Source organism: Citrobacter freundii complex sp. CFNIH9, from assembly GCF_002903305.1.
GTDB classification, from domain to species: domain Bacteria; phylum Pseudomonadota; class Gammaproteobacteria; order Enterobacterales; family Enterobacteriaceae; genus Citrobacter; species Citrobacter portucalensis.
In genome coordinates this window covers 2,045,845-2,071,179 of sequence record NZ_CP026238.1, presented here as the reverse complement: position 1 = coordinate 2,071,179, position 25,335 = coordinate 2,045,845, and the positions used below count along the sequence as shown (strand labels likewise).

Genomic DNA, 25,335 nt, shown 5'->3' with positions numbered 1-25,335 from the left:
TTGAAACTGCACATTTTTGCAAATTTATAGGCCGGATTAATACGCATCTCCCTTTCAACCAGTACTCCTCTAACCAATACAACCTACCAAAATTGGTTTGCCGCTGCGCCAGCATGGCGTGAACCTCTTCGCATTTTTCCTGTTATGAAACTGTTAACCTGCGGGTGCTGTTTTTTTCGCCACGCCATTTCCGTAGCGTGTTTGCTTGTTTAAATGTCAAAGAGGAACACCGATGAAACTATTGCCTTTGTTGGCAGCATTACCCCTGCTCTGCGCCAGCGTTGTTTCCGCCAGTTCACTGATGTCAGTTGGCTACTTTAATGGCGGCGGCGACGTCACTGCCGGTCCCGGTGGCGACATCAATAAACTGGATGTTCGTCAGATAACCCATCTCAACTATTCGTTTGGCCTTGTCTACAACAACGAAAAAGACGAGACCAATGACGCCTTAAAAGACGCCAGCAAACTGCATCAGATTTGGCTTTCACAGAAAGTGCAGGATGATTTGCTGAAAATTCCACAGCTGCGTAAACAAAATCCAAACCTGAAAGTTTTGCTTTCCGTCGGCGGTTGGGGAGCGCGTGGATTCTCTGGCGCGGCAGCAACGAAGGAAACACGCGCAGTGTTTATTCAGTCTGCACAGGAGATAATTGCGAAATATGGTCTGGATGGCATCGATCTCGACTGGGAATACCCGGTTAACGGCGCCTGGGGACTGGTCGAAAGCCAACCGGCTGACCGCGCTAACTTCACCGCACTGCTAACAGAACTGCGCGCCGCATTGGGGCATAAAAAACTGCTGACCATCGCCGTGGGCGCGAATGCGGAAAGTCCGAAAAGCTGGGTGGATGTAAAAGCCATTGCACCATCGCTCGACTACATCAACCTGATGACCTATGACATGGCTTACGGCACACAGTATTTCAACTCGAACCTGTATGATTCGACGCAATGGCCGACGGTCGCCGCGGCGGATAAGTACAGCGCCGATTTTGTGGTCAATAACTATCTCGCCGCCGGTCTGAAACCGAGTCAAATGAATCTGGGCATTGGCTTTTATGGACGCGTACCAAAACGCGCCGTTGAGCCAGGTATTGACTGGAGCAAACCTGACGCGCAGAAAAACCCGGCTACCCAGCCCTATTTCGAGTCAGCTCAAATTGAGTTGTTCAAATCACTGGGCGTCGACCTGAGCAAAGACACCTACGTGAAGTACAACGATATTGTGGCGAAGTTGATCAACGATCCGCAAAAACGCTTTAGCCAACATTGGGATGATGAAGCGAAAGTGCCGTGGCTGTCGGTACAGTCTGCGGATGGAAAAAAACTCTTTGCCCTCTCCTATGAAAACCCGCGTTCAGTGGCGATCAAAGCCGACTACATCAAAAGCAAAGGGTTGGCAGGCGCTATGTTCTGGGAGTACGGCGCAGATGACAATAATCAGTTGGCGAAGCAGTTAGCCGATTCGTTAGGCATCAAACACTGATCCCAACGCCTGACACAATAGGTTATGATTAGCGCATTCTGCTGCGCCAGCTTTTGGCGCAGCTCTTCATTTTCTACTGGAGGCATGCGCTTTTATGGCTTTTATCCCTAAAAATTACGCCCGTCTGGAAGTCGGTTACCGGGAAAAGGCGCTTAAACTCTTTCCCTGGGTCTGCGGACGCTGTTCCCGTGAGTTCGTGTATTCAAATTTGCGCGAGTTGACGGTACACCATATCGATCACGATCACTCGAATAACCCGGAAGATGGTAGCAACTGGGAAATGTTGTGCCTGTACTGCCACGATCACGAGCATTCCAAATATACGGAAGCGGACCAGTATGGTTCAACGGTGGTTGCAGGAGAAGATGCGCAAAAGGCCGTGGGCGAAGCGAAATACAACCCGTTCGCCGATCTGAAGGCGATGATGAACAAGAAATAATATCAACTGACGGGCCCGACACAGATGTTTGCCGGGCCTGGGTAATCAGGATTTAAACGTCGCAATCGGTTCTGGCGTAATACCAAACTCAACCTTCAACTGCTGCTTGCTCTTCATCACCATCTCACCGTTGGTATCAATCGTCATATGCTGCGCGTCAATATTGTTTCGCGCCTGCCATAACATCACCAGCTGTAAGCTATTCTCTTTTTGTTCTGCCGTTAGCGCTACGCCATCCGGCCATTTTCCGAGTTCAACGGCAGTCGATAAGCGCTGATAAACTTCCGGCGTCATGCTGTTGATCATCTCATCAAGATTCATGTTAAAACCACTCTCCGTAGAATAATTTGCTGAATCGTTTCTTCAACCCTTGATTTGCTCACCGTTTTCACCATCGGTGAAGTTCAAAGACGCTGAGTTAACGCAGTACCGTTCACCGGTAGGTTTCGGACCATCCGGGAAGACGTGTCCCAGGTGTGCATCACAGTTTCCGCAGCGGATTTCAATGCGCTGCATGCCGTGTGACGTATCTTTTATGTAACGGATAGCCTCATCGCTGACAGGCTCGTAAAAGCTGGGCCAGCCGCAGCCAGAGTCATATTTTGTCTCGGAACGAAATAGCGGATTGTCGCAGATCAAACAGTGGTAGATGCCGTCACGTTTGTTATGTAGCAAACGTCCGGTAAATGGCGGTTCTGTCCCGTGATTCTGCGTTACGTAGAACTGCATTTCGGTTAAATTTTTTTTCAGTTCTTCTGGAGAAGGTTGATTAGCCATTTGCTCACATCTCGCTTTATCTAAACTCACATCGCGAGACAGATTCTAACAAAACATTAACACCGGAGTGCGAACTTTTGTTCTAAACTTGATCCTTGCGAAATGGCAGCCTGCAATTCGTGATCAGAATCACGTTTTTATCTTGATTGCCCTTTAAAATTCGGGCCGCCGACCCCATGTGGTTTCAAGCCCAAAGGAAGAGTGAGGCGAGTCAGTTGCGCAAAGCTTAGGCAGCAGATTGATTTGTCGCAATGATTGACACGATTCCGCTTGACGCTGCGTAAGGTTTTTGTAATTTTACAGGCAACCTTTTATTCACTAACAAATAGCTGGTGGAATATATGACTATCAAAGTAGGTATCAACGGTTTTGGCCGTATCGGTCGCATTGTTTTCCGTGCTGCTCAAGAACGCTCTGACATCGAGATCGTTGCAATCAACGACCTGTTAGACGCTGACTACATGGCTTACATGCTGAAATATGACTCCACTCACGGCCGTTTCAACGGTACCGTTGAAGTGAAAGACGGTCATCTGATCGTAAACGGTAAAAAAATCCGTGTTACCGCTGAACGTGATCCGGCTAACCTGAAATGGGACGAAGTTGGTGTTGACGTAGTAGCTGAAGCTACTGGCCTGTTCCTGACAGATGAAACCGCTCGTAAGCACATCACTGCTGGCGCGAAAAAAGTGGTTCTGACTGGTCCGTCCAAAGATAACACTCCGATGTTTGTTAAAGGCGCTAACTTTGACAAATACGAAGGTCAGGACATCGTTTCTAACGCTTCCTGCACCACTAACTGCCTGGCTCCGCTGGCTAAAGTTATCAACGACAACTTCGGCATCATCGAAGGTCTGATGACTACTGTTCACGCGACCACCGCTACTCAGAAAACCGTTGATGGCCCGTCTCACAAAGACTGGCGCGGCGGCCGCGGCGCATCCCAGAACATCATCCCGTCCTCTACCGGTGCAGCTAAAGCTGTAGGTAAAGTACTGCCAGAACTGAACGGCAAACTGACTGGTATGGCGTTCCGCGTTCCTACCCCGAACGTATCCGTTGTTGACCTGACCGTTCGTCTGGAAAAAGCTGCTTCTTACGAAGAAATTAAGAAAGCAATCAAAGCTGCTTCCGAAGGCCCGATGAAAGGCGTTCTGGGTTACACCGAAGACGACGTAGTATCTACCGATTTCAACGGTGAAGTTTGCACTTCCGTGTTCGATGCTAAAGCTGGTATCGCACTGAACGACAACTTCGTGAAACTGGTATCCTGGTACGACAACGAAACCGGCTACTCCAACAAAGTTCTGGACCTGATTGCTCACATCTCCAAATAAGTTGAGATGAAACAGTAATCTGTAAGAGCGACTCAGGTCGCTCTTTTTTTTGCCTGAAGAAAGGATTGCGTAATGATTAATAAAATTTTTGCACTTCCGGTAATCGAACAAATTACCCCTGTCCTCTCCCGCCGTCAGCTTGATGAGCTTGAGGTTCTTGTTGTCGATCACCCACAGGTTAAAGCTTCTTTCGCGCTGCAGGGCGCACATCTTCTTTCCTGGAAACCAAATGGTGAAGAGGAAGTCCTGTGGTTAAGTAATAACACCCCGTTTAAAACCGGCGTAGCGCTGCGTGGCGGCGTACCAATTTGCTGGCCGTGGTTTGGTCCGGCTGCTACGAAGGGCCTGCCTTCGCATGGTTTTGCCCGCAACCTGCAATGGACGCTGAAAGCGCACAACGAAGACGACAATGGCGTGGTGCTGACGTTTGAACTGCAGAGCAACGCTGAAACGCATCAGCTTTGGCCGCACGAGTTCTGTCTGCTGGCTCGCTTCAAAGTGGGAGCCACCTGTGAAATGGAGCTGGAAGCTCATGGTGAGTTTGAAACCACCTCGGCACTGCATACCTATTTCAACGTTGGTGACATTGCGGCAGTGAAAGTCAGTGGTCTTGGCGATCGCCTGATCGATAAAGTGAATGATGCTAAAGAAGATGTGCTGGCTGGTGGTATCCAGACCTTCCCGGACCGCACCGATCGTGTCTATCTGAATCCGGAAGCGTGCAGCGTGATTCATGATGATGCGTTGAATCGCAATATAGATGTTGTCCATCACCATCACCTGAATGTCGTGGGCTGGAACCCTGGCCCGGCGCTGTCCGTCAGCATGAGCGATATGCCGGATGATGGCTACAAAACGTTTGTTTGTGTAGAAACGGCTTACGCGACCGCTCCGCAGAAAACCACCGAAGAAAAACCATCTCGCCTCGCGCAGACTATTCGTGTAGCTAAACGCTAACACAGCTCTGCGCACCGTGCCGGATGCGGCTAATGCCTTATCCGGCCTACAAACTACATACAGCCGTAGGTCTGATAAGCGCTGCGCCATCAGGCAGTTCCGCGCACCGTGCCGGATGCGGCTAACGCCTTATCCGGCCTACAAACTACATATAGCCGTAGGCCTGATAAGCTCAGCGCATCAGGCAGTTCCGCGCACCATGCCGGATGCGGCTAATGCCTTATCCGGCCTACAAACTACACGCAGCCGCAGGCCTGATAAGCACAGCGCCATCAGGCAGTTCCGCGCACCGTGCCTGGATGCTGCCAACGCCTTATCCGGCCTACAAATTATATACAGCCGTAGGCCTGATAAGTGCAGCGCCATCAGGCAGTTCCGCGCACCGTGCCTGGATGCTACCAACGCCTTATCCGGCCTACAAACTACACGCAGCCGTAGGCCTGATAAGCACAGCGCATCAGGCAGTTCCGCGCACCATGCCGGATGCGGCTAACGCCTTATCCGGCCTACAAACTACATACAGCCATAGGCCTGATAAGCTGCGGGAACATCGGCATTTGGCAAATCAGGCCATATCCAGCGCGGTTTTACCGTTTGGCGCCGGATACGCCTTATCTAACTGCTTCAACTCATCTACAGAGAGCGTTATCTCCAGCGCGGCGGCATTTTGTTCGACATGCGCTACGCTTGCGGCTTTCGGGATGGCTATTACACCCGACTGACGAATCACCCATGCCAGCAAAATCTGCGCAGCGCTAACATTGTGCGCACGCGCGATGTCATTCACCACAGAGTTAGAAAGCAAATCTCCACGCAGTCGTCCCGCCTGAGCCAGCGGACTGTATGCCATGACCGGCATCTGCTGCTGCTGGCACCACGGCAGTAAATCATATTCAATACCGCGCGAGGCTAAATGATAAAGCACCTGATTAGTTGCACACTCTCGTCCACCGGGTACCTGCCATAACGCCTGCATATCATCATAATCGAGATTTGAGACGCCCCAACGGCGGATTTTCCCCTGCGCAATCAGTGTTTCCATGGCATCGATGGTCTCTGCAAATGAAAAATCGCCCATCCAGTGCAGCAAATAGAGATCCAGATAATCAGTTTTCAGTCGACGCAGACTCGCTTCGCAGGCGGCAATGGCTTTCTGTCCACCGGCATTCCATGGGTAAACTTTCGAGACTAAAAAAGCGCTATCACGCCGTCCCGTTAATGCTTCACCCACCACCTCTTCCGCTGCACCATCAGCGTACATTTCTGCTGTATCAATCAATCGCAGGCCGAGATCCAGTCCGGCCTGCAGCGCAGACACTTCATCCCGGCGTCGGCTTGGATCCTCGCCCATGTACCATGTTCCCTGCCCAATAGCAGGAAGCGATACCTGGTTTGTAAACGTCACCTGTTTCGCTGTCATCGCACCCTCCTGTGTTAATGCACCACAGTAAAGCAAAACAACGTGCATGTGTCCTGTTAGGGTGCACAAATTGCACCATCATGGATTGGAAACCGATCGTTAAGGCGAGCGAAATAAAAAGCCCGGGAACAGCAGATGTTCCCGGGCCGAAAAAATAAAAAATCTTATCTACGAAGTGGTTATTTCAACCGACCTAAATATTTCCCCTCTTTCATAGCGTTGATTTTTCCGTTTTTATAGACGATAACGGAAATCAAACCTGCGCTATAAGACTGAGCTTCTGCACTATTCTCATCATTTGCCGCAGGTTTGCCATTAATATAAGCAATGCCATCAGCACCACGTTTAAAGTCCACTCCAAGTTTATTCACATGCACGGGCGTGATTTTACTGGTGTGTACCGGGGCATTCGTGTCACTGACCATGGTTTTATGTTCATGCTGTAACTGTTGACGATAAGCCTCGCTAATGGCATAAGCAGGTGCAGCAGAGGAAGCCACAAGAGCAGCGATAATAATTAATTTCTTCATTAGTTAAACCTTAATATTTATCGTGTTTGTGGTGGTGACTGGAATTTGTATCATTTGTGCCATACAAGTTTTGCGCATTTTCCATAGCCTGTTTTTCAGCGGCAGCATTGATTGTCGCCTGACGGTTTTGCTCCGCAACATAACAGGCATCACGGCTCACACCCTTGCTTTCGCAAGCATTCATGCGTGAAGCCTCGGAGGAACAACCAGCCAGAATCCCGCCCATCACAGCTATCATGATTAACTTTTTCATTATATATACCAGGTTTATTCTCAAAAAATCCACATGGCGCATTATATTTAATGCCATGAAGAGTTGCTGTCGATACTTTAAAGTTTAATTAATATCTGCAATGGAATATTTAATGTCAATTTTAATTTTTTCAGATAAATACCTAAAGATGTAAAATTAAAATCAATTGATTAATTTTTGTTTTTTTCACATGAAAGTTAACTTTCGCCATGAGATAAACATGCTAAAAGAGTTATCAATAATTTTCATTGTGCTTAACAATAAGAAAACAACGCTTACCTCGATCGTAAACCCTAGCATTATCAACGCATTGTATAGCTACAAACCATTACCTCATGACAATGACTTGCTAAACCTTCACGACTTTATTTCATTCAAAAATGAATAGATAACAGGTTAATAAAATAGCAGGTTTATTTTTAGTAACAGCGACAGGAATAATACGTTAAAAATTCGTTGTAGCCTGACAGAATGTCAAATCAGCATAAAAGATGAAATTTCATGTTTTAGATCAATATTCATATCGGTAGCGCACAAAAAAGCCCGCACTGATGCGGGCTAGTGTTTGACGCGCAGTAGCATCAGAACTTGTAGGTTACACCCACCGAGAAGATGCCAGACCAGGACTTATCGACCATCGGGCTGTCTTTCACTTCATCACTCAAACGCACATAACGGCCAGTGCCGTATACGTTCCAGTTTCCAATGAAGTTATAGCTCGCGGTCAACTCCAGGTACGGATCCCATCCATCGTCAGCGTTGTAGCTTTTCAGACCACTGCGGCGAGACTCGTGATTGGACACGCCATAATAATAGTCGTTGTAGTTTTCGCTGCTGTACTGCACACCGATACCCGGCGTCAGAGTCAGCCCACCATTAGTGTAACGGTAGAGCCAGGCCAGATCCCAGATAAAGCCGTTGCTGTTATCCAGAGTATCACCCGCCAGTGCAGTACGCAGGAAACCATACTGGGTGTTATGTACATACGAGAGGCCAGCCATCAAGCTGCTTTTACGCTTGTCGAGTTGGCGCAAAGCATGGCTATCGCTATCACCCGGCTTGAAATGCGTCGGATCATAGTACGCCATGATGGAAAGCTTATCTGCCGTGTCATTCCACAGATAGTAGCCGCCACCCAAGCCGTGGAACCAGACATTATCGCCTTCATAGGTGACAACCGGAACAGGGTAAACATCGCGGTCATACTGTTTGTACGGGCTGTTAATCACGCCGACACCCGCGCCAACAGTCCACTGACTTTCCGCCTGTGCGGTGCTAACTGCGGTTGCGGCAAGGACGCCAAGTGCCAGAAGTTTGAGTTTGGTCACAATCCATAATTCCTTATTCAAATGTGTAGCGGTCAAAGTGTAACCGCCAATACGCTTCAGCCCAACTATTTTACGTATTCGTCCCAGAATGTAACCCCCTAATTTCTCAGCGAGTGATGACATTTTGCTTGCAGGACGGTGAACACCGCATGAATCCCGCTCCAATTCTTTACATAAGATGTGCTTTTTTTGCTGATGAGTTATTGATATGCCATTGAAATTCATTTGCGCACACAGGCAAGTTTTGCAAATGCCATCTACGCTTAATTTTAGAAGGTGTATCACCGAATACGTTGATCTCCTGACCACCAAAATGGCATGAGAGTTGCTTATTTATTCAGCAGCGACGTCGTTCAGTTTACCTCTTCAGGGGCCTCTACTATTCATATGAACGGCTCTTAACATGTGCTAAAAAACGAAAGGACGGCATACCATGAATATATTCGATCACTATCGCCAGCGTTATGAAGCTGCCAAGGACGAAGAGTTCACGCTGCAGGAGTTTCTTACCACTTGTCGGCAAGATCGCAGTGCTTATGCCAACGCGGCAGAGCGGCTATTAATGGCTATTGGTGAGCCTGTCATGGTCGACACTGCCCACGAACCTCGACTTTCTCGACTCTTTTCGAATCGGGTAATTGCACGCTATCCCGCCTTTGAAGAGTTTTACGGCATGGAAGACGCCATTGAGCAAATTGTTTCTTATTTGAAACATGCGGCTCAGGGTCTGGAAGAGAAGAAGCAGATCCTGTATCTGCTGGGGCCTGTGGGAGGGGGGAAATCATCTCTTGCTGAGCGACTGAAGTCGCTGATGCAGAGAGTACCGATTTATGTCCTGAGTGCCAATGGCGAACGTAGCCCGGTCAACGATCATCCGTTATGCCTGTTTAATCCGCAGGAAGACGCGCAGATCCTGGAAAAAGAGTATGGGATCCCGCGTCGCTATCTCGGTACGATCATGTCTCCCTGGGCTGCGAAACGTCTGCACGATTTCGGCGGGGACATTACAAAATTCCGCGTCGTCAAAGTCTGGCCGTCTATTCTGGAGCAGATCGCAATCGCCAAAACGGAGCCTGGTGATGAAAACAACCAGGATATTTCTGCGCTGGTCGGGAAAGTGGATATTCGTAAACTCGAACACCACGCCCAGAACGATCCTGATGCCTACGGTTATTCGGGTGCACTATGCCGCTCAAACCAGGGGATTATGGAGTTCGTTGAGATGTTTAAAGCACCGATTAAAGTGCTGCATCCTCTGCTGACCGCCACCCAGGAAGGAAACTACAACGGGACAGAAGGTATCTCTGCCCTGCCGTTTAACGGGATTATTCTTGCCCACTCGAACGAGTCCGAATGGGTAACGTTCCGTAATAACAAAAACAATGAGGCGTTCCTTGACCGTGTTTACATCGTCAAAGTGCCTTATTGCCTGCGTATCTCTGAAGAGATCAAAATTTACGAAAAACTGCTTAACCACAGTGAGCTGACCCATGCGCCTTGCGCACCGGGCACACTGGAAACGCTCTCTCGCTTTACCATTCTTTCTCGCCTGAAAGAACCTGAGAACTCGAGCATTTACTCGAAGATGCGCGTTTACGATGGCGAAAGCCTGAAAGATACCGATCCGAAAGCGAAATCCTATCAGGAGTATCGGGATTACGCCGGGGTTGATGAGGGAATGAACGGTCTGTCCACGCGTTTCGCGTTTAAGATCCTCTCTCGCGTCTTTAACTTTGACCATGCCGAAGTGGCAGCTAACCCGGTACATCTGTTTTACGTACTGGAGCAGCAAATCGAACGTGAACAGTTCCCGCAGGAGCAAGCTGAGCGTTATCTTGAGTTCCTGAAAGGCTATTTGATCCCGAAATATGCTGAATTCATCGGCAAAGAGATCCAGACGGCTTATCTCGAATCCTATTCCGAATACGGACAGAACATTTTCGACCGTTATGTCACTTATGCGGATTTCTGGATTCAGGATCAGGAGTATCGCGACCCGGATACCGGTCAGCTGTTTGACCGCGAGTCACTAAACTCAGAACTGGAGAAAATTGAGAAGCCGGCGGGTATCAGTAACCCGAAAGATTTTCGTAACGAGATCGTCAACTTTGTTCTGCGTGCCAGAGCGAATAACAGCGGTCGCAATCCAAACTGGACCAGTTACGAAAAACTGCGCACGGTTATTGAGAAGAAAATGTTCTCCAATACCGAGGAGCTGCTGCCGGTCATTTCGTTCAATGCTAAAACCTCGACTGACGAGCAGAAAAAACACGACGATTTTGTCGACCGTATGATGGAAAAAGGCTACACGCGTAAACAGGTGCGTTTACTGTGCGAATGGTATTTGCGCGTACGTAAATCGTCTTAACATAAGTGCCCGGTGCGCATGCGCTTACCGGGCTTGCAAAACAATGTTCCGTAGGCCGGATAGCGCCAGCGCCATCCGGCACTTACAGACATGGCGAACAGTTGGCAGTACGGGGGGCTTATGACCTGGTTTATTGACCGGCGTCTTAACGGCAAAAACAAGAGCACGGTAAACCGCCAGCGCTTCTTACGCCGTTATAAATCGCAAATTAAACAGTCGATCTCCGAGGCCATTAACAAGCGTTCGGTGACTGATGTGGATAGCGGCGAATCTGTCTCTATTCCGACTGATGATATTAGCGAACCTATGTTTCATCAGGGACGTGGTGGCCTGCGCCATCGCGTGCATCCGGGTAACGACCATTTTGTGCAGAATGACCGCATTGAACGCCCACAGGGCGGCGGTGGCGGTTCAGGAAGCGGACAAGGCCAGGCCAGCCAGGATGGTGAGGGTCAGGATGAGTTCGTCTTTCAGATCTCTAAAGATGAATATCTCGATCTGTTGTTCGAAGATTTAGCACTTCCTAACCTGAAGCAGAATCAGCAGCGTCAGCTAACGGAGTACAAAACGCACCGGGCAGGTTTTACCTCTAACGGTGTGCCAGCCAACATCAGCGTGGTGCGATCCCTGCAAAACTCACTGGCGCGCCGCACGGCGATGACAGCGGGTAAGCGTCGCGAACTGCATGCTCTCGAAGCGGATCTGGAAACCATCGCGAAAAGCGAACCAGCACAGTTGCTGGAAGAGGAACGGTTACGCAAAGAGATTGCCGAACTACGGGCAAAAATCGAACGCGTGCCATTTATCGACACCTTTGATTTACGCTACAAGAATTATGAAAAACGCCCCGACCCTTCCAGCCAGGCGGTAATGTTCTGCCTGATGGACGTTTCTGGTTCAATGGATCAGTCGACCAAAGATATGGCTAAACGTTTTTATATCCTGCTGTATCTGTTCTTAAGCCGGACCTATAAGAACGTGGAGGTGGTTTATATTCGCCACCATACCCAGGCGAAAGAAGTGGATGAGCATGAGTTCTTCTACTCTCAGGAAACCGGGGGAACCATTGTCTCCAGTGCGCTGAAGTTAATGGATGAAGTGGTGAAAGAGCGCTACAACCCTGCCCAGTGGAACATCTATGCTGCACAGGCATCGGACGGTGATAACTGGGCTGATGATTCACCGCTGTGTCATGAAATTTTGGCGAAAAAACTGCTGCCAGTGGTCCGCTATTACAGCTATATCGAAATCACTCGCCGCGCTCACCAAACCTTGTGGCGTGAATACGAACATCTGCAATCAACTTTTGATAACTTTGCGATGCAACATATTCGCGACCAGGATGATATTTACCCGGTATTCCGCGAACTGTTTCATAAACAAAGTACGACCAGCAATAGTTAACCACCTAAACAAATCAGCCAGAGGTTATCTTCTCTGGCTGATTTTTTACGGGTGCTGTTTTTTCATCTTATCAATATTCATCCGTTTATCCTTTTTATTTTCCCTTTACAGAGCAGCAGGCAATGTAATTGAGTTGATGACGTTGCGAACGGAAGAAGCGAAACATTTTCAGGAAACGACGACGATTTTCGCTCGTGCGTAAGCCGTTAAACACAATTTTTACCGCCCCCGTAAGCCCTTCATCACGAACTAATCCGCGCGGCGACATCAGCGACATGTTGCCATTCTGCTGCAGGACCTGTTCGAACCCGCAGTTAAGAAACAAATCACGCCAGCCTTGTCTGGTCATTGGGCTAACGTTTGATTTCACCACATCGACAAGCTGGCCCTGATCGCCCGCGCCCAGTTTTTGGGCGGTGAACATAATATCGTGGGTGAGCAGACGCCCACCGGGCTTCAACACGCGATAATATTCGGCAATTAACTTCGCCTTCGCTTTATCGGCATACATTGTCAGCATGGCTTCGTTAATCACAACATCGAAACTGTTATCCGCAAAAGGAAGAGTGTTGGCGTTAGCAGCCATCACATGAATATGATTTTCCAGACCATTTGCCGCTACGTTATTCCTTGCATTTGACAGTGCGGTTTTATCCATATCAATGGCGTATACGGTACAGCCATAGCGTTGAACTAACTCTATCGCCGTCGTGGCCATGTTGCACGCCACTTCAAGTACCTGGCTGCCGGGCGTCAGCTGTGACTGGCTAAACAACCATTCTGTTGCTTCAACACCGCCCGGACGCAGACGGGTTTTGCCCAGGCTGGCTAAAAATGTATGACCCGCTTTTTCAGTCGCGCTCATTGGCCTGTCTCCTTTGCATAAGTTGCATTATAAATACAACATTAAGAGTTAAAGGTGAAGTACGCGAATGATTTTTATTTCAAAATGTCCTTTCCCGTAGCGTTAGAGCGGATGTATGCCGTGTGATAGACTGAAGTATCAGACTTACAGGGCTGTAAATCATTATGAAATTGCATCATAAAGCGCTCAGGATCTTTATCTCCGTCAGCGTAATTGTTTTGACATCTTCTTTTTTGGTTTATGAGCTCATTGCTAGTGATAAAGCAATGAATGCGTACATGCGCTATATCAATGAGAAAGCCGACTCCTCGTTTCTCTATGATAAGTACACAAATCAGAGCATCGCAGCCCATCTGATGCGCACATTTTCATCCCCTCAGGGGCCTGCTTCTCTCGAACAGCAAAAAGTACTTTGCAACGCTTTCGACAGCGTTAACGGCACTCATGGGCTCAATCTCACTAAGCGCAACTATCTGCCATTACACGGTACGTTGCAGACCACCTCAACAAAATGTAGCGAACAGCTTGATGACATTTTTCTGCTGCCCTCTTTTGACCGGGCGGTCAATGTTAATCGCCAGCAGAAAGATTACGGTCAGGGATTAGGGACGCTGGAGTATAAATTTCGATATTACGTCGATCTCAAAAATAACTACGTTTATTTCTATGATGTGATCGACTCGCGGAAATTTGCGATACACAACTGGTCGTTTTTGCAAAAAGGTACGTTGGGAATCGACCAGAATGATATTGACGGTATTTTTACTGGCCGCACGGTGATCTCCAGTATTTATGAAGATAACCTGACCGAGAAAAAGGTGATGAGCTTTTTAACACCGGTTTACTACGCCAATAAGCTAAAAGGCGTGGTGATGGTGGATATTAATAAAGAGAATTTACAGAATATTTTCTATACCAGCGACCGCCCTCTCGTCTGGCGTTATCTTAACGTAATGGTCTCTGACACCAGTTCAGGTAAAGAGATCCTCGTTCACAAAAGTGAAACCGATCTGTTCCGCTATGTTCACTATGAGAAGGACATACCTGGCGGTATACGTATCACCCTCTCACTTGATGTTATGTACTTTATTGTCTCGTCCTGGAAGATATTCGCCTTCTATCTACTGGCAACGATATTGCTGCTGAATATGGTCAGAACGCATTTTCGCTTGTATCACAACGTCACACGGGAAAATGTCAGTGATGCGATGACAGGGCTCTACAACCGTAAAATTTTAACGCCAGCGCTTGAGCAGCGTTTGCAACAGTTGGTGAACACAGGAACGCTCGTGACCTTTATCGCCATTGATTGCGACAAACTAAAAGTTATTAATGATACGTTGGGGCATAAGGAAGGCGATCGCATTATCACCATTTTGGCCAAAGCTATTCAAACGTCCATTCGCAAAAGCGACTATGCCATCCGCCTCGGCGGCGATGAGTTTTGCATTATCCTCATCGATCACCCCAGTGAATTAACGCCCCGCCTGCTGGAGAGGATTCGCTATAACTTACAAATTATTGCGCAAGATAGATCAATCAGCTTCTCTGTCGGGATTTATAATATGCAGCCAAACGACACCATTGATGATGCCTACAAAGCATCTGATGCACAGCTCTACCTGAACAAACAGAAAAAACGCACCGATGCGTAATTATTTTTCTGACAGGATTTTCATTGTTGTACCAGGAGTAAGTCATGACGGAAGTAAACAAAGGTAACGCAACGCACCAGCGTTTAATCTCCCTGTTGTCAGAACACGGTGCGACCTACCGCGTAGTCAGCCATGAAGCCGTAGGCAAATGTGAAGCTGTCTCTGAAATTCGCGGTACCGCACTGGGTCAGGGTGCAAAAGCGCTGGTCTGCAAAGTAAAAGGCAACGGCGTCAATCAGCATGTCCTGGCGATCCTCTCTGCCGATCAGCAGGCCGACCTGAGCCTGTTGGCCAGCCATATTGGCGGGTTGAGAGCGTCACTTGCCAGCCCGGCGGAGGTGGATGAACTGACTGGCTGCGTATTTGGCGCTATCCCACCGTTCAGTTTTCATCCGAACCTCAAGCTGGTCGCCGACCCGCTGTTGTTTGAGCGTTTTAATGAAATTGCGTTCAATGCCGGAATGCTGGAAAAATCTGTGATCATGGATACCGCAGATTACCTGCGCATCGCGCAACCGGAATTAATCCCGTTCCGCAGAGAACAATAACTGCACAAGTTAGCAGTAAAAAACATCGCTTCGTGCGTTAGCCCAAAAAAATCATAATCATTAAAAAAAGCCTGTTCCGTCACGCATTTACGCGTACAGTAAGCAGGCTTATTTTTTCTTTTGGCAAGGAAACTACGATGTTTGATGTCACTCTGCTGATCCTGCTCGGACTGGCAGCTCTGGGCTTTGTCAGCCACAACACCACTGTCGCTGTTTCAATTCTGGTGCTGATTATTGTCCGTGTTACCCCACTGAATACCTTCTTTCCCTGGATTGAAAAACAGGGCCTGACCGTCGGGATTATAATTCTGACCATTGGCGTCATGGCGCCGATCGCCAGCGGAACGCTACCGCCCTCCACGCTCATCCACTCCTTTGTGAACTGGAAATCACTGGTTGCTATTGCCGTTGGGGTATTTGTCTCCTGGCTTGGCGGACGCGGCGTTACGCTAATGGGCAGCCAGCCTCAGCTTGTTGCTGGTTTACTGGTGGGCACGGTACTGGGCGTGGCGCTGTTTCGCGGTGTGCCAGTGGGGCCGCTTATTGCGGCAGGTCTGGTCTCATTGATTGTTGGTAAGCAGTAGCCAGCCCGTTCAGATAACGGCCTGGCGTCTGTCCCAGGCCTTTTTTGAACATAGTGATAAATGCCGTGGTCGAATCGTACCCGAGCATTTGCGCGACCTGTTGTACATTGCGGCCATCAATCAACGCCTGCAGCGCCAGAATCAGCTGGAGCTGGTGACGCCAGCGGCGAAAACTCAACCCCGTTTCTTTGACGACCAGGCGAGCAAGGTTACGTTCACTCATCGCAAATACGCTGGCCCATTGCCCCAACGTCTGCCATTGTGCAGGCTCTCTCGCCATCGTTGCGACCATTCTGCGAATTTTCGGGTGATCGGAAACCGGCAACTGCATTTGCTCCTGGGGTTGCTGCGGCAGTTCATCAAACAACACTTGCGTCAGCCGCTGGGTTGCCGGCTCCAGCCGTTGGGCATCCGTTTTGGATGCCAGCGCCAGAATAAGCTCCCGGCACAACGGAGCAATTTTCAGCGTGCAGCAACGATCGGGCATCACGACGGCCTGCGGCTCAATAAACAAAAAGCACAATTGTGCGCCAACGGTAACGTGGTTGCTGTGTGGAATTTCACCGGGGATCCACACCGCATATTGCGGGGGCACCATCCACATAGCATTCTCAACCTCACAGGTGATCGCGCCATGCAGTGCCAGAATCAACTGGCCTTTACGGTGCTGATGCAGCGGACTGAAAAGTTCATCTTCCCGGGCCTGAATACAAAACGCCACCGCCGCATCGTGGTGAAGATCGGGTTCGTATCCATCCAGCCTCAGTCCTAACATAAAAATGTCCGATTTAAGCGATAAACTGTCATTTTAGCTTGATTTATCCATTGAGTAAAAACGCTAAGGTATCGCCTCGCCTGACGATATGAGAAAAAAATGACAAATACACCTTCCTCCCGTGGCAAGAACGCAGCGTTGCTGATTGCGGGGATCCTGATGATTGCCACCACATTGCGCGTCACCTTTACCGGTGCTGCCCCGTTGCTGGATGCAATTCGCGCCGACTACGGTCTGAGCACCGCCCAGACGGGGCTTCTGACCACCCTGCCACTGCTGGCTTTCGCACTGGTTTCACCTCTGGCTGCCGCCGTTGCGCGCCGTTGGGGTATCGAACGCAGCCTGTTTGTTGCTATGCTACTGATTTGCGTGGGTATTGCGATACGTTCGCTGCCCTCACCAGGGTTCCTGTTTAGCGGCACCGCTATCATTGGTTGCGGAATCGCATTGGGAAATGTGCTTTTACCCGGACTGATTAAGCGTGATTTTGCTCAGCATGTGGCGAAACTCACTGGCGCATACTCGCTGACCATGGGCGCAGCAGCGGCACTGGGTTCCGCCATTGTGGTACCGCTGGCGTTGAACGGGTTTGGCTGGCGCGGCGCGCTGATGGTACTGATGGCCTTTCCGCTGCTGGCGCTGATTATCTGGTTACCCCAATGCCGCCAGACGGCCAATGCCAGCTTGAGCAACTCGCGCGCTCTGCATTCCCGCGCGATCTGGCGCTCCAGCCTCGCCTGGCAGGTGACGCTGTTTCTGGGGATCAATTCGCTTATCTACTACGTCATCATCGGCTGGTTGCCCGCCATTTTGATCAGCCACGGTTACAGCGAGGCGCAGGCCGGTTCGCTGCATGGTTTACTGCAGCTGGCGACCGCCGCGCCGGGATTATTGATTCCTCTCGTCCTGAACAGATTTAAGGATCAGCGCGCCATCGCCGCTCTGGTTTCATTAATGTGCGCCGTCGGCGCGGCGGGATTCGCCATAATGCCCGATCAGGCATTGCTATGGACCATTCTGTTTGGCTTTGGCTCGGGCGCGACGATGATCCTCGGCTTGACCTTTATTGGCCTGCGCGCAAGCTCAGCGCATCAGGCTGCTGCCCTCTCCGGCATGGCACAGTCTGTCGGATATTTACTGGCGGCCTGCGGACCACCACTGATGGGGAAAATTCACGACCTCAACGATAGCTGGCTGATTCCTCTTGGCGGGGTCGCCGTGTTAGCGATGCTGATGGCGGTATTTGGTTTGTGCGCGGGGCGCAATCGGGAGATCGCGAGCGCATAATGCACAGGGCAGGTTCGTGAACAACCTGCCCGTTTTTTTATCCGCGCGCGGCGCGCAGCATCGCCTGAACTAACGGTACGGGTTTTCCCGCCAGCGCTCCGCGTTCATGCTGAAAGAGCGTGCCAACATAAAATGGATGCGTCACCAGCTCAATGGCACGAATATCACCAGCCTCATCCCAACCGGTCACCCGAAGATCGCCGCTTTCAAGCTCGGCGGCAAAATCCTCCGATACGCCATAGTTGCAGTGATATCCCTCGGTGATAACATCCCGCCCGTAGGCTTTGGCAATCAGCGTATTGGCCCGCAGCTCAATATCATCCGTTTTTTCTACCAGCGAGCAGGTCAATGGTGCTATCACCATCCGACCCGTGGTGTCCGTCTCGGCGTGGGCGGCATCGCTCCAGCCCAGCACGTTGCGGGCGTACTCCAGAATCGCATGTTGAAAGCCGCCGCAGGTCCCCAGGAACGGGATGCTGTTTTCACGCGCGTAGCGTATCGCTATCAGCGCCCCTTCAAGATGGCGATATGGACTGCCTGGAACGACCCAGATGGCATCATAGCCAATCAAGTCCTCACTGCTGTTGATATCAGATGTAGTTAGCCAGTCATAATCAGCCACCAATTCCAGGACGGCGGCAGCATCATCGATAGCAAGGGGAATAGCCTGGTGCGCCACAATATCGGGGCTGTAATCGCCCACCAGCGCAATGCGAAGCGTATCTTTAATTGGGGAAATTTCCATTAAGCTTTCCTTGTGTCCTGACAATAAGGGACAGCATAAGGAGCCTCAGCCTACCGACTTTTTAGTGGTATCACAATCCCTTAAATTGGGAGTCAGGGCGGGCAAAATGCTATAATGGTCACGTTTTACGATCTTATTTAACCGTAATAAAGTTGATGATAAATACCTGAGCGGTAGCTGAAAGGAGCGGATGAAGAGATGAAGATTCAGTGTAAACGCGTGTATGACCCGGCAGAAAAAAGCGATGGTTATCGCGTGTTGGTCGACCGGTTGTGGCCACGCGGGATAAAAAAGACTGACCTTGCTTTCAACGAATGGAATAAAACGCTGACGCCATCCTCTGAATTGCGCAAAGCATTCCACGCAGAACTGATCGATTTTTCACACTTTTCCGAACAATATCGCGCAGAGCTGGCCCAACAGCAGCAGGAAGGAAAGCGCCTCGCAGAGATTGCCCAGCAGCAAACCTTAACGCTACTGTATGCGGCGAAGAATACCCAGCAAAACCACGCGCTGGTGCTCGCTGAGTGGCTACGTCAATGCTGACCGCATATTACTTGGCCGTTGCCGGATGATCTCTACGCCAGAGTGACCATTCATCAATCACTTCCCCGTTGGGTAGTTTGCAGTCAGACTTAACACCTTGCGGAGTCTGCACCGCAATCAACGAGCCGCCCTTTTGTTCGCAATACACCGATGCTGGATTCGCCATGCCAACTTTCGGTGGCACAGGCGCTTCCGGTTCCGTGGTACACCCCGCCAGCACCAGCAAGCCGGGCAAAACAATAGATGCCAGTTTCATATTTACTCCTGTTAAAAACCTTATCCTGGCAGGTTACCCCGACTTTCCATCTATCTCCATGTTTTCCTGCCAGCTATCCATTTTATGTTTACATTCTGAGCTGGATGGCGTGTTTCATCTTTCACCTTGATGTTCTATCATGCGGGCAACGTCAGCCCAGTCATTACTCAGGAGCATTTACATCTCATGTCGGACATGATCCTTGCCAGAGTCTCACAATCCTTAGCCACGGAGCAGTCTGTTGAAAGTCTGGTTCGGCAACTTCTGGAGATGCTGGAGATGGTGACTGAGATGGAATCGACCTACCTGACCAAGGTCGATCTGGATGCCCGTCTGCAGCATATTCTGTATGCGCGTAATAGCCGCCAAATGCAGATCCCCGAAGGGCTATCCGTGCCGTGGGATGAAACGCTGTGCAAACGCGCTATTGAGGAAAACTGTCTGTACAGTGACAACGTGCCCGCACGCTGGCCGGAATGTACCGCCGCTCGCGCACTGGACATCACCACCTTTCTGAGCACTCCCGTTCATCTTCCCGACGGAACGTTTTACGGAACGCTCTGCGCTACCAGTCGCCAGCAGCAGGCATTGAGCCAACGTGGAGAACAAGTATTACATCTGTTTGCCGGTCTGATCGCCCAGTCGATTCAAAAAGAGTCGCTGGTTGCTCAGTTACGTGAAGCGAACGCCGCGCTGATTGCTCACTCCTACACTGATGCCCTGACAGGGTTACCGAATCGGCGCGCAATTTTTGAAAATGTGGAGACCCTTTTTTCGCTTGCCCGTCACCTCAGGCAGAAGATAGTTGTCGCCTATATCGATTTGGATGATTTCAAATTGATCAATGACCGCTTTGGCCACGAGGTTGGTGACCAGTTCCTGATCCAGATTGGGCAGCGCCTGCTCCGTGAATGTAATGATAATGACATTCTCGGTCGACTGGGCGGTGACGAATTTTTAGTCGTTCGCCTGTCAGCGGAAGATGAACTTGATCAGCTTATGCGTCTGCAGCAGGTGAAAAATCAGCTGCAACAGCAGATTTGCGGTGACTACCACCTGGGTGACATTCATCTGTATTATCCTGGTGCCAGTCTGGGTGTGGTGGAAATTGATCCGCTGGAGACTGATGTAAACTGTGCGCTTCATCTTGCAGACAGCGCAATGTATCAGGATAAAAAGCGTCAGGATAAAACCCCTTTTGTCGTACATTAAGCCCTGCTATGCTGGCTCGTCTTTAAATAACTCTGGTAGATAATCGTATGCGACTCGGTATTATTTTCCCTGTCATTATTTTCATTTCCGCTGTCGTTTTCTTATCCTGGTTTTTTATTGGCGGCTACGCTGCGCCGGGAGCATAACGATGAAAAAAACAACGATTATTATGATTGGCGTGGCGATCATCGTGGTTCTGGGCACGGAACTGGGGTGGTGGTAACCAAAATAAAGGCCACTTATCAGTGGCCCCTATTGTCTGTATGTTTACTTAGCTTTTGATTTTTCTGTAGATAAACAATACCACAATCGCACCGATAACCGCTACGACGAAACTGCCGAAGTTGAAACCATCAACTTTACCAAAACCAAAGAAGGTACTGATCCAGCCACCCACTACCGCACCAACAACCCCTAAGATAATGGTCATAAAGAATCCGCCGCCATCTTTACCCGGCATAATCCATTTTGCCAAAATCCCAGCGATAAGACCGAAAACCACCCATGAAATAATGCCCATAATTTTCCTCACTTATGTTTTTAAATTAACGATTCACTCGTTGTATAAAAGCATAGCATAGCGCTGAAAAATTAAAATTTGTGATCGTCATCACTTCATATTTTCATCTTTTTCCGATGTTTCATAAGGTTATGACTGCTGACCGGCAGGCTAAATTTTTGCCGCTCCTCGTCATTAATGTCGAATCGTCAGTCATTATGCTTAACTCTTTTGCCGTCAGCCCCGTTATTGCTGGGTTTTCACTTCTGGCACACTTTATGCTTAAACAACCCGTCGCTACGACAAATCGTAGTCCGCGGTGCTTATCGCGCGGCTGCGTCTACAATTCGCGCTATTTCAGCATTTAACAGGTCTGTTATTGATGAAAAAAATCACCAGTGTTTGCCCATACTGTGGGGCCGGGTGCAAGCTCAAGCTTGTTGTCGAAAATAACAAAATCATCCGCGCCGAAGCCGCAGAGGGTGTAACGAACCAAAATCAGTTATGCCTGAAAGGCTATTATGGTTGGGACTTTCTTAACGACACTCGCCTCCTGACTCCCCGTCTGACTCGCCCGATGATCCGTTATGAAAAAGGTGGCAAATTCACGCCCGTTAGCTGGGATGAAGCCATTCGTTACACCGCAAAACGCCTGTCTGAAATCAAAAAAGCCTATGGTCCTCGCGCCATCATGACCACCGGCTCCTCCCGGGGAACCGGAAATGAAACTAACTACGTGATGCAAAAATTCGCACGTGGCGTACTTCATACCAATAATGTCGATTGTTGCGCCCGCGTCTGTCACGGTCCTTCCGTTGCCGGGTTACAAGAAACGTTAGGCAATGGCGCCATGAGCAATTCCATCAGCGACATTGAAAACTCAAAATGCCTGCTGATCTTTGGTTATAACTGCGCCGACTCACACCCAATCGTAGCCCGCCGGGTAATTAAAGCTCGCCAGAACGGCGCAAAAATCATTGTCTGCGACCCACGTCGTATTGAAACCGCCCGTATTGCTGACCAACATTTGCAGTTGAAAAACGGTTGCAACATGGCGCTGGTTAATGCCTTCGGCCATGTTCTTATCGAAGAGCAACTCTACGATCGCGAGTATGTGCAAAAGCATGCGGAAGGGCTGGAAACATACTGGGAAACCGTTAAGGACTATGCGCCTGAAGCCGTTGAACATTTGACCGGCGTTCCCGCACAGCAGGTTCGTCAGGCAATGCGTACATTTGCCGCAGCACCATCGGCAACCGTAATGTGGGGGATGGGCGTCACCCAGTTTGGTCAGGCCGTTGATGTGGTTCGCGGTTTGTCGAGCCTGGCGTTGTTGACCGGGAATCTGGGTCGCCCTAACGTCGGCGTTGGTCCGGTGCGCGGGCAAAATAACGTGCAGGGTGCGTGCGATATGGGGGTACTACCTAACCAGTTCCCGGGGTATCAGGACGTGACCGATTCCGCCGTCAGGGAAAAATTCGCCAGCGCATGGGGCATTGACGTTAATCAGATGGATGACAAGGTTGGAACGCGCATCACTGAAGTTCCGCATCTGGCTCTCGAAGGCAAAATAAAAGCCTACTACATCATGGGAGAGGATCCGCTGCAAACCGAGGCCGACCTGGGCCTGGTTCGGGAAGGGTTTAACGCGCTCGATTTTATCGTCGTGCAAGACATCTTCATGACTAAGACAGCGGAAATGGCCGACGTCCTCCTGCCCGCCACCTCATGGGGCGAACATGGCGGCGTATTTACCTGCGCCGATCGCGGCTTCCAGCGTTTTGAGAAAGCGATTGAGCCCACCGCTGATGTGAAACGTGACTGGGAGATCATCAGCCTTTTGGCCAGCGAAATGGGCTACCCGATGCAGTATCAAAATAACCAGCAAATCTGGGATGAGATGCGCGAGCTGTGCCCGCTGTTCTACGGCGTGACCTATGAGAAAATGGGGGAAATGGGGCATGTTCAGTGGCCGTGCCCCGATCTCGATAGTCCTGGTACGCCGTACCTTTACGCGCACAGCCAGTTTGATACCGCCAACGGCAAAGGCAAACTGTTTGCCGCACCGTGGCGAGCGCCCGCAGAAGTTCCGGATGACAATTATCCGCTGGTACTGTGTACCGTGCGTGAAGTTGGGCATTACTCCTGTCGCTCGATGACCGGTAACTGCGCAGCGTTACAAGCGTTGGCTGATGAACCAGGATATGTGCAAATCAATACCCATGATGCCGAAAAACTCGGTATCCGTCATCGTGATCTGGTGTGGGTCAGCTCGCGTCGGGGTAAGGTCATCAGCCGTGCGGATGTATCCGAGCGTATCAATTCCGGAACGGTGTATATGACCTATCAATGGTGGATTGGTGCATGCAACGAGTTGACCCAGGATAACCTCGATCCAATCTCGAAAACGCCGGAAACCAAATATTGTGCCGTAAATATCGAGCACATTAGCGATCAGAGATGGGCTGAAAAGTATGCCGCTCAATCGTATAGCGACATGAAATCGCGCTTATGTGAGGCCATTGCGTAATTCCCCAGCATCGCCACCTGAGTCTGGATACCCAGACTCAGGTTTTATCTCATTACTTTACCAGGTGTGGTTCACTGAAGCGGATGGAGGCAGATTCCTCCTGCATATCCCGCTGCATAAAACCGAGGTTCATCAGAAACAGGCCAGCCATAAACGGCAGTTCGTACAATTCTTCAATCATATCGCCATATTGGACATTGTGCAGGAAGATGGGAGCCAGCAGACGATGATGCTCTACCGTATCGGAAATCAAAAATGCGCAGGCGGTGATCGCCAGCAGCCAGAGCGGTAGCGGTTCATTACGCACGCGTCGGACAATATCCAGGCGTAAGCGCTTCGACAACAGCACCGGCAGAATAATCATGGAAATCATTACAACAGAGATAGCTCTGAACAGAAGTTTAGGCTGCTCCGGGAAATAGTCACGGCCCCAACTGGTGCTTCTCCCCAGCAATACCAACCACCACACGGCTGCCCAAAGCCAAAATTGCTTCTCGCCTTCAGGGCGTGATAAAGGCCGGATATAGCCAAGGGTAAATACGGCACCAAACAGTAGCCATAGCGCCTGCCCATTTTCGATCCATCTGACGACAGTGCCGTTAAGCAGCGGAAGATTCCAGTTCGCGGTGAACGGGATCGCCACAATGACCAGTCCTAGAATAAGTGTGGGGAATGTAATTTGGGTATTCAGTTTCATAAGCGCGATGTTCTGTATTGTTACTGTTTTGCGATCATAACTCCTGTGAATGATCGACAATTAGCATTCAATGCGAATTTCTTAAGGTATTCTTAAGAAATCTTTTTTCGGACATCACTACGTTCAACACAAATAAAAAAACCGCACGGCGCCGTCAAAACGCTGTGCGGTTAGTACATTAAAATTCTGTGTATTCAATCAGTAAGAGTATTTAACGCCTACCATCCGCAGACTTCATGCTCATTCTCGGTATCGTACGAACGAACGGTATTGACCAAGTCTTTGACCACTTCTGCTGCCACATCCGGCACCAGTAATGTCATCGGTGCTTCTGTTTCATAATCAACAGAAACACCGTTACTGTTATTGGTCACGGTTACGGTATAGGTTGCTTTGCCCATGATTTACTCCTTGCCGGTGCGCACGACTTTTCGTTGATTTGCACTCTCCATCAGAACTTCCGGGGCAACGAAAAAATCGATATTAAAGTAAGTGTCGTCGGTCATCACTTCGATGTTATGCCATTTTTCCGGCGGAAAAACGCCAAACTGACCGGCTTCAATAACCATCACCTCTACTGGCTCCGGACTGTGTTCATCGGCGTATCCGAGATATTTGACCGCCCCCTGCATAACAGAAAGTCGTGGATAAACCCCGGCACGAGTTCCTTTATCAAGGTGGCGTTCGAAAATTCCGGCAGGCGCAGTTTCTTTGTTCCAGAATGGTGTAGAGCGTGTATGGATATGATTCTGTGGAATTTGAAGCATTTTTCTTCCCTTTTCCAGTCGACAACCAGCGAGTCTTATTGAATCGCTGCTGTACACAAGGTACGCCTCA

General features: G+C 49.7%; 28 protein-coding genes and 1 pseudogene. 15 read left to right on the top strand and 14 right to left on the bottom strand.

Going from position 1 to position 25,335, the window contains the following annotated elements:
• Positions 1-232 precede the first annotated feature (232 nt).
• Both C2U43_RS10445 and yajD read left to right on the top strand, forming a co-directional pair.
• Complete coding sequence (locus C2U43_RS10445; protein WP_020996455.1) at positions 233-1,486, top strand: glycoside hydrolase family 18 protein; 1,254 nt, start codon at positions 233-235, stop codon at positions 1,484-1,486.
• A gap of 94 nt (positions 1,487-1,580) precedes the next feature.
• Positions 1,581-1,925 carry an HNH nuclease YajD gene (gene yajD, locus C2U43_RS10440; protein WP_003832478.1) on the top strand — a complete coding sequence of 115 codons (345 nt, stop codon included), beginning with the start codon at positions 1,581-1,583 and terminating at the stop codon, positions 1,923-1,925.
• A gap of 45 nt (positions 1,926-1,970) precedes the next feature.
• Here the strand turns inward: yajD and C2U43_RS10435 are convergent, their stop codons facing one another.
• Positions 1,971-2,246 (bottom strand): YeaC family protein, encoded by a 276-nt coding sequence (locus C2U43_RS10435; protein WP_003030693.1) that lies wholly within the window; start codon positions 2,244-2,246, stop codon positions 1,971-1,973.
• 42 nt (positions 2,247-2,288) lie between these two features.
• The gene (gene msrB / locus C2U43_RS10430; protein ID WP_103285080.1) at positions 2,289-2,702 is read right to left on the bottom strand and encodes a peptide-methionine (R)-S-oxide reductase MsrB; all 414 of its coding nucleotides are present in this window, start codon (positions 2,700-2,702) and stop codon (positions 2,289-2,291) included.
• Between the two features lie 341 nt (positions 2,703-3,043).
• On the opposite strand from msrB, the gene gapA reads away from it, so the two are divergent.
• Positions 3,044-4,039 (top strand): glyceraldehyde-3-phosphate dehydrogenase, encoded by a 996-nt coding sequence (gapA, locus tag C2U43_RS10425; RefSeq protein WP_003030697.1) that lies wholly within the window; start codon positions 3,044-3,046, stop codon positions 4,037-4,039.
• Positions 4,040-4,111: 72 nt separating this feature from the next.
• Positions 4,112-4,996 carry a D-hexose-6-phosphate mutarotase gene (locus tag C2U43_RS10420; protein ID WP_103285079.1) on the top strand — a complete coding sequence of 295 codons (885 nt, stop codon included), beginning with the start codon at positions 4,112-4,114 and terminating at the stop codon, positions 4,994-4,996.
• Positions 4,997-5,561: 565 nt separating this feature from the next.
• On the opposite strand, the gene C2U43_RS10415 is transcribed toward C2U43_RS10420, so the two are convergent.
• The 4 genes from C2U43_RS10415 to C2U43_RS10400 all read right to left on the bottom strand — a co-directional run bounded on the left by C2U43_RS10415 (position 5,562) and on the right by C2U43_RS10400 (position 8,527).
• On the bottom strand, positions 5,562-6,416 hold the full coding sequence (locus tag C2U43_RS10415) for an aldo/keto reductase (protein WP_100272589.1): 855 nt from the start codon (positions 6,414-6,416) through the stop codon (positions 5,562-5,564).
• Positions 6,417-6,595: 179 nt separating this feature from the next.
• Complete coding sequence (locus C2U43_RS10410; protein WP_008784522.1) at positions 6,596-6,946, bottom strand: hypothetical protein; 351 nt, start codon at positions 6,944-6,946, stop codon at positions 6,596-6,598.
• Positions 6,947-6,956: 10 nt separating this feature from the next.
• Positions 6,957-7,199 carry a hypothetical protein gene (locus C2U43_RS10405; protein WP_032941787.1) on the bottom strand — a complete coding sequence of 81 codons (243 nt, stop codon included), beginning with the start codon at positions 7,197-7,199 and terminating at the stop codon, positions 6,957-6,959.
• 581 nt (positions 7,200-7,780) lie between these two features.
• The gene (locus C2U43_RS10400) at positions 7,781-8,527 is read right to left on the bottom strand and encodes a MipA/OmpV family protein (RefSeq protein ID WP_008784520.1); all 747 of its coding nucleotides are present in this window, start codon (positions 8,525-8,527) and stop codon (positions 7,781-7,783) included.
• Positions 8,528-8,960: 433 nt separating this feature from the next.
• Between C2U43_RS10400 and yeaG the strand changes: the two genes are divergently transcribed.
• A complete protein-coding gene (yeaG, locus tag C2U43_RS10395; protein WP_003030707.1) occupies positions 8,961-10,895 on the top strand; it encodes a protein kinase YeaG in 1,935 nt (644 codons plus the stop codon).
• Positions 10,896-11,015: 120 nt separating this feature from the next.
• Complete coding sequence (locus C2U43_RS10390; RefSeq protein ID WP_008784519.1) at positions 11,016-12,299, top strand: YeaH/YhbH family protein; 1,284 nt, start codon at positions 11,016-11,018, stop codon at positions 12,297-12,299.
• 94 nt (positions 12,300-12,393) lie between these two features.
• Here the strand turns inward: C2U43_RS10390 and C2U43_RS10385 are convergent, their stop codons facing one another.
• The gene (locus C2U43_RS10385; protein ID WP_008784518.1) at positions 12,394-13,164 is read right to left on the bottom strand and encodes a class I SAM-dependent methyltransferase; all 771 of its coding nucleotides are present in this window, start codon (positions 13,162-13,164) and stop codon (positions 12,394-12,396) included.
• 164 nt (positions 13,165-13,328) lie between these two features.
• Here C2U43_RS10385 and dgcJ point away from each other — a divergent pair, with 164 nt between their 5' ends.
• The 3 genes from dgcJ to C2U43_RS10370 all read left to right on the top strand — a co-directional run bounded on the left by dgcJ (position 13,329) and on the right by C2U43_RS10370 (position 15,951).
• The gene (dgcJ, locus tag C2U43_RS10380) at positions 13,329-14,819 is read left to right on the top strand and encodes a diguanylate cyclase DgcJ (RefSeq protein ID WP_103285078.1); all 1,491 of its coding nucleotides are present in this window, start codon (positions 13,329-13,331) and stop codon (positions 14,817-14,819) included.
• Positions 14,820-14,863: 44 nt separating this feature from the next.
• The gene (locus C2U43_RS10375) at positions 14,864-15,367 is read left to right on the top strand and encodes a YbaK/prolyl-tRNA synthetase associated domain-containing protein (RefSeq protein ID WP_032943105.1); all 504 of its coding nucleotides are present in this window, start codon (positions 14,864-14,866) and stop codon (positions 15,365-15,367) included.
• Positions 15,368-15,504: 137 nt separating this feature from the next.
• Entirely contained in the window at positions 15,505-15,951 is a 447-nt protein-coding gene (locus C2U43_RS10370) for a DUF441 domain-containing protein (protein WP_003832453.1), read from the top strand.
• On the opposite strand, the pseudogene C2U43_RS10365 reads toward C2U43_RS10370, so the two are convergent.
• Positions 15,928-16,726, bottom strand: a pseudogene (locus C2U43_RS10365) (AraC family transcriptional regulator). The gene C2U43_RS10370 and the pseudogene C2U43_RS10365 sit on opposite strands and share 24 nt — an antisense overlap.
• Positions 16,727-16,825: 99 nt before the next feature.
• Between C2U43_RS10365 and C2U43_RS10355 the strand changes: the two are divergent.
• The gene (locus C2U43_RS10355) at positions 16,826-18,013 is read left to right on the top strand and encodes a CynX/NimT family MFS transporter (RefSeq protein ID WP_071444726.1); all 1,188 of its coding nucleotides are present in this window, start codon (positions 16,826-16,828) and stop codon (positions 18,011-18,013) included.
• A 37-nt stretch (positions 18,014-18,050) separates the two neighbouring features.
• Here C2U43_RS10355 and C2U43_RS10350 read toward each other — a convergent pair whose 3' ends face one another.
• Positions 18,051-18,758 carry a CTP synthase C-terminal region-related (seleno)protein gene (locus C2U43_RS10350; RefSeq protein ID WP_020996459.1) on the bottom strand — a complete coding sequence of 236 codons (708 nt, stop codon included), beginning with the start codon at positions 18,756-18,758 and terminating at the stop codon, positions 18,051-18,053.
• 198 nt (positions 18,759-18,956) lie between these two features.
• Here C2U43_RS10350 and C2U43_RS10345 point away from each other — a divergent pair, with 198 nt between their 5' ends.
• Positions 18,957-19,304: a DUF488 domain-containing protein gene (locus C2U43_RS10345; protein WP_008784512.1), complete on the top strand. Its 348-nt coding sequence runs from the start codon at positions 18,957-18,959 to the stop codon at positions 19,302-19,304.
• A 7-nt stretch (positions 19,305-19,311) separates the two neighbouring features.
• Here C2U43_RS10345 and C2U43_RS10340 read toward each other — a convergent pair whose 3' ends face one another.
• A complete protein-coding gene (locus C2U43_RS10340; protein WP_048214378.1) occupies positions 19,312-19,560 on the bottom strand; it encodes a putative hemolysin in 249 nt (82 codons plus the stop codon).
• A gap of 186 nt (positions 19,561-19,746) precedes the next feature.
• On the opposite strand from C2U43_RS10340, the gene C2U43_RS10335 reads away from it, so the two are divergent.
• From C2U43_RS10335 to yoaJ, 3 genes are read left to right on the top strand one after another with little or no spacing between them, the layout of a single operon-like run.
• Complete coding sequence (locus C2U43_RS10335) at positions 19,747-20,772, top strand: sensor domain-containing diguanylate cyclase (protein ID WP_103285075.1); 1,026 nt, start codon at positions 19,747-19,749, stop codon at positions 20,770-20,772.
• 47 nt (positions 20,773-20,819) lie between these two features.
• Complete coding sequence (locus tag C2U43_RS10330; RefSeq protein ID WP_032941789.1) at positions 20,820-20,918, top strand: YoaK family small membrane protein; 99 nt, start codon at positions 20,820-20,822, stop codon at positions 20,916-20,918.
• 2 nt (positions 20,919-20,920) lie between these two features.
• Positions 20,921-20,995, top strand: coding sequence for a protein YoaJ (gene yoaJ / locus C2U43_RS10325; RefSeq protein ID WP_095533175.1), 75 nt, complete (start codon positions 20,921-20,923; stop codon positions 20,993-20,995).
• Between the two features lie 48 nt (positions 20,996-21,043).
• Here yoaJ and C2U43_RS10320 read toward each other — a convergent pair whose 3' ends face one another.
• The gene (locus tag C2U43_RS10320; RefSeq protein WP_003832440.1) at positions 21,044-21,292 is read right to left on the bottom strand and encodes a GlsB/YeaQ/YmgE family stress response membrane protein; all 249 of its coding nucleotides are present in this window, start codon (positions 21,290-21,292) and stop codon (positions 21,044-21,046) included.
• Positions 21,293-21,653: 361 nt separating this feature from the next.
• On the opposite strand from C2U43_RS10320, the gene fdhF reads away from it, so the two are divergent.
• Positions 21,654-23,801, top strand: coding sequence for a formate dehydrogenase subunit alpha (gene fdhF / locus C2U43_RS10315; RefSeq protein WP_103285074.1), 2,148 nt, complete (start codon positions 21,654-21,656; stop codon positions 23,799-23,801).
• A gap of 52 nt (positions 23,802-23,853) precedes the next feature.
• Here the strand turns inward: fdhF and C2U43_RS10310 are convergent, their stop codons facing one another.
• The 3 genes from C2U43_RS10310 to yeaR all read right to left on the bottom strand — a co-directional run bounded on the left by C2U43_RS10310 (position 23,854) and on the right by yeaR (position 25,265).
• Entirely contained in the window at positions 23,854-24,498 is a 645-nt protein-coding gene (locus C2U43_RS10310; protein ID WP_103285073.1) for a hypothetical protein, read from the bottom strand.
• A gap of 218 nt (positions 24,499-24,716) precedes the next feature.
• Positions 24,717-24,899 (bottom strand): DUF1869 domain-containing protein, encoded by a 183-nt coding sequence (locus C2U43_RS10305; protein ID WP_003832433.1) that lies wholly within the window; start codon positions 24,897-24,899, stop codon positions 24,717-24,719.
• A gap of 3 nt (positions 24,900-24,902) precedes the next feature.
• The gene (yeaR, locus tag C2U43_RS10300; RefSeq protein ID WP_003030735.1) at positions 24,903-25,265 is read right to left on the bottom strand and encodes a DUF1971 domain-containing protein YeaR; all 363 of its coding nucleotides are present in this window, start codon (positions 25,263-25,265) and stop codon (positions 24,903-24,905) included.
• Between the last annotated feature and the right edge of the window lie 70 nt (positions 25,266-25,335).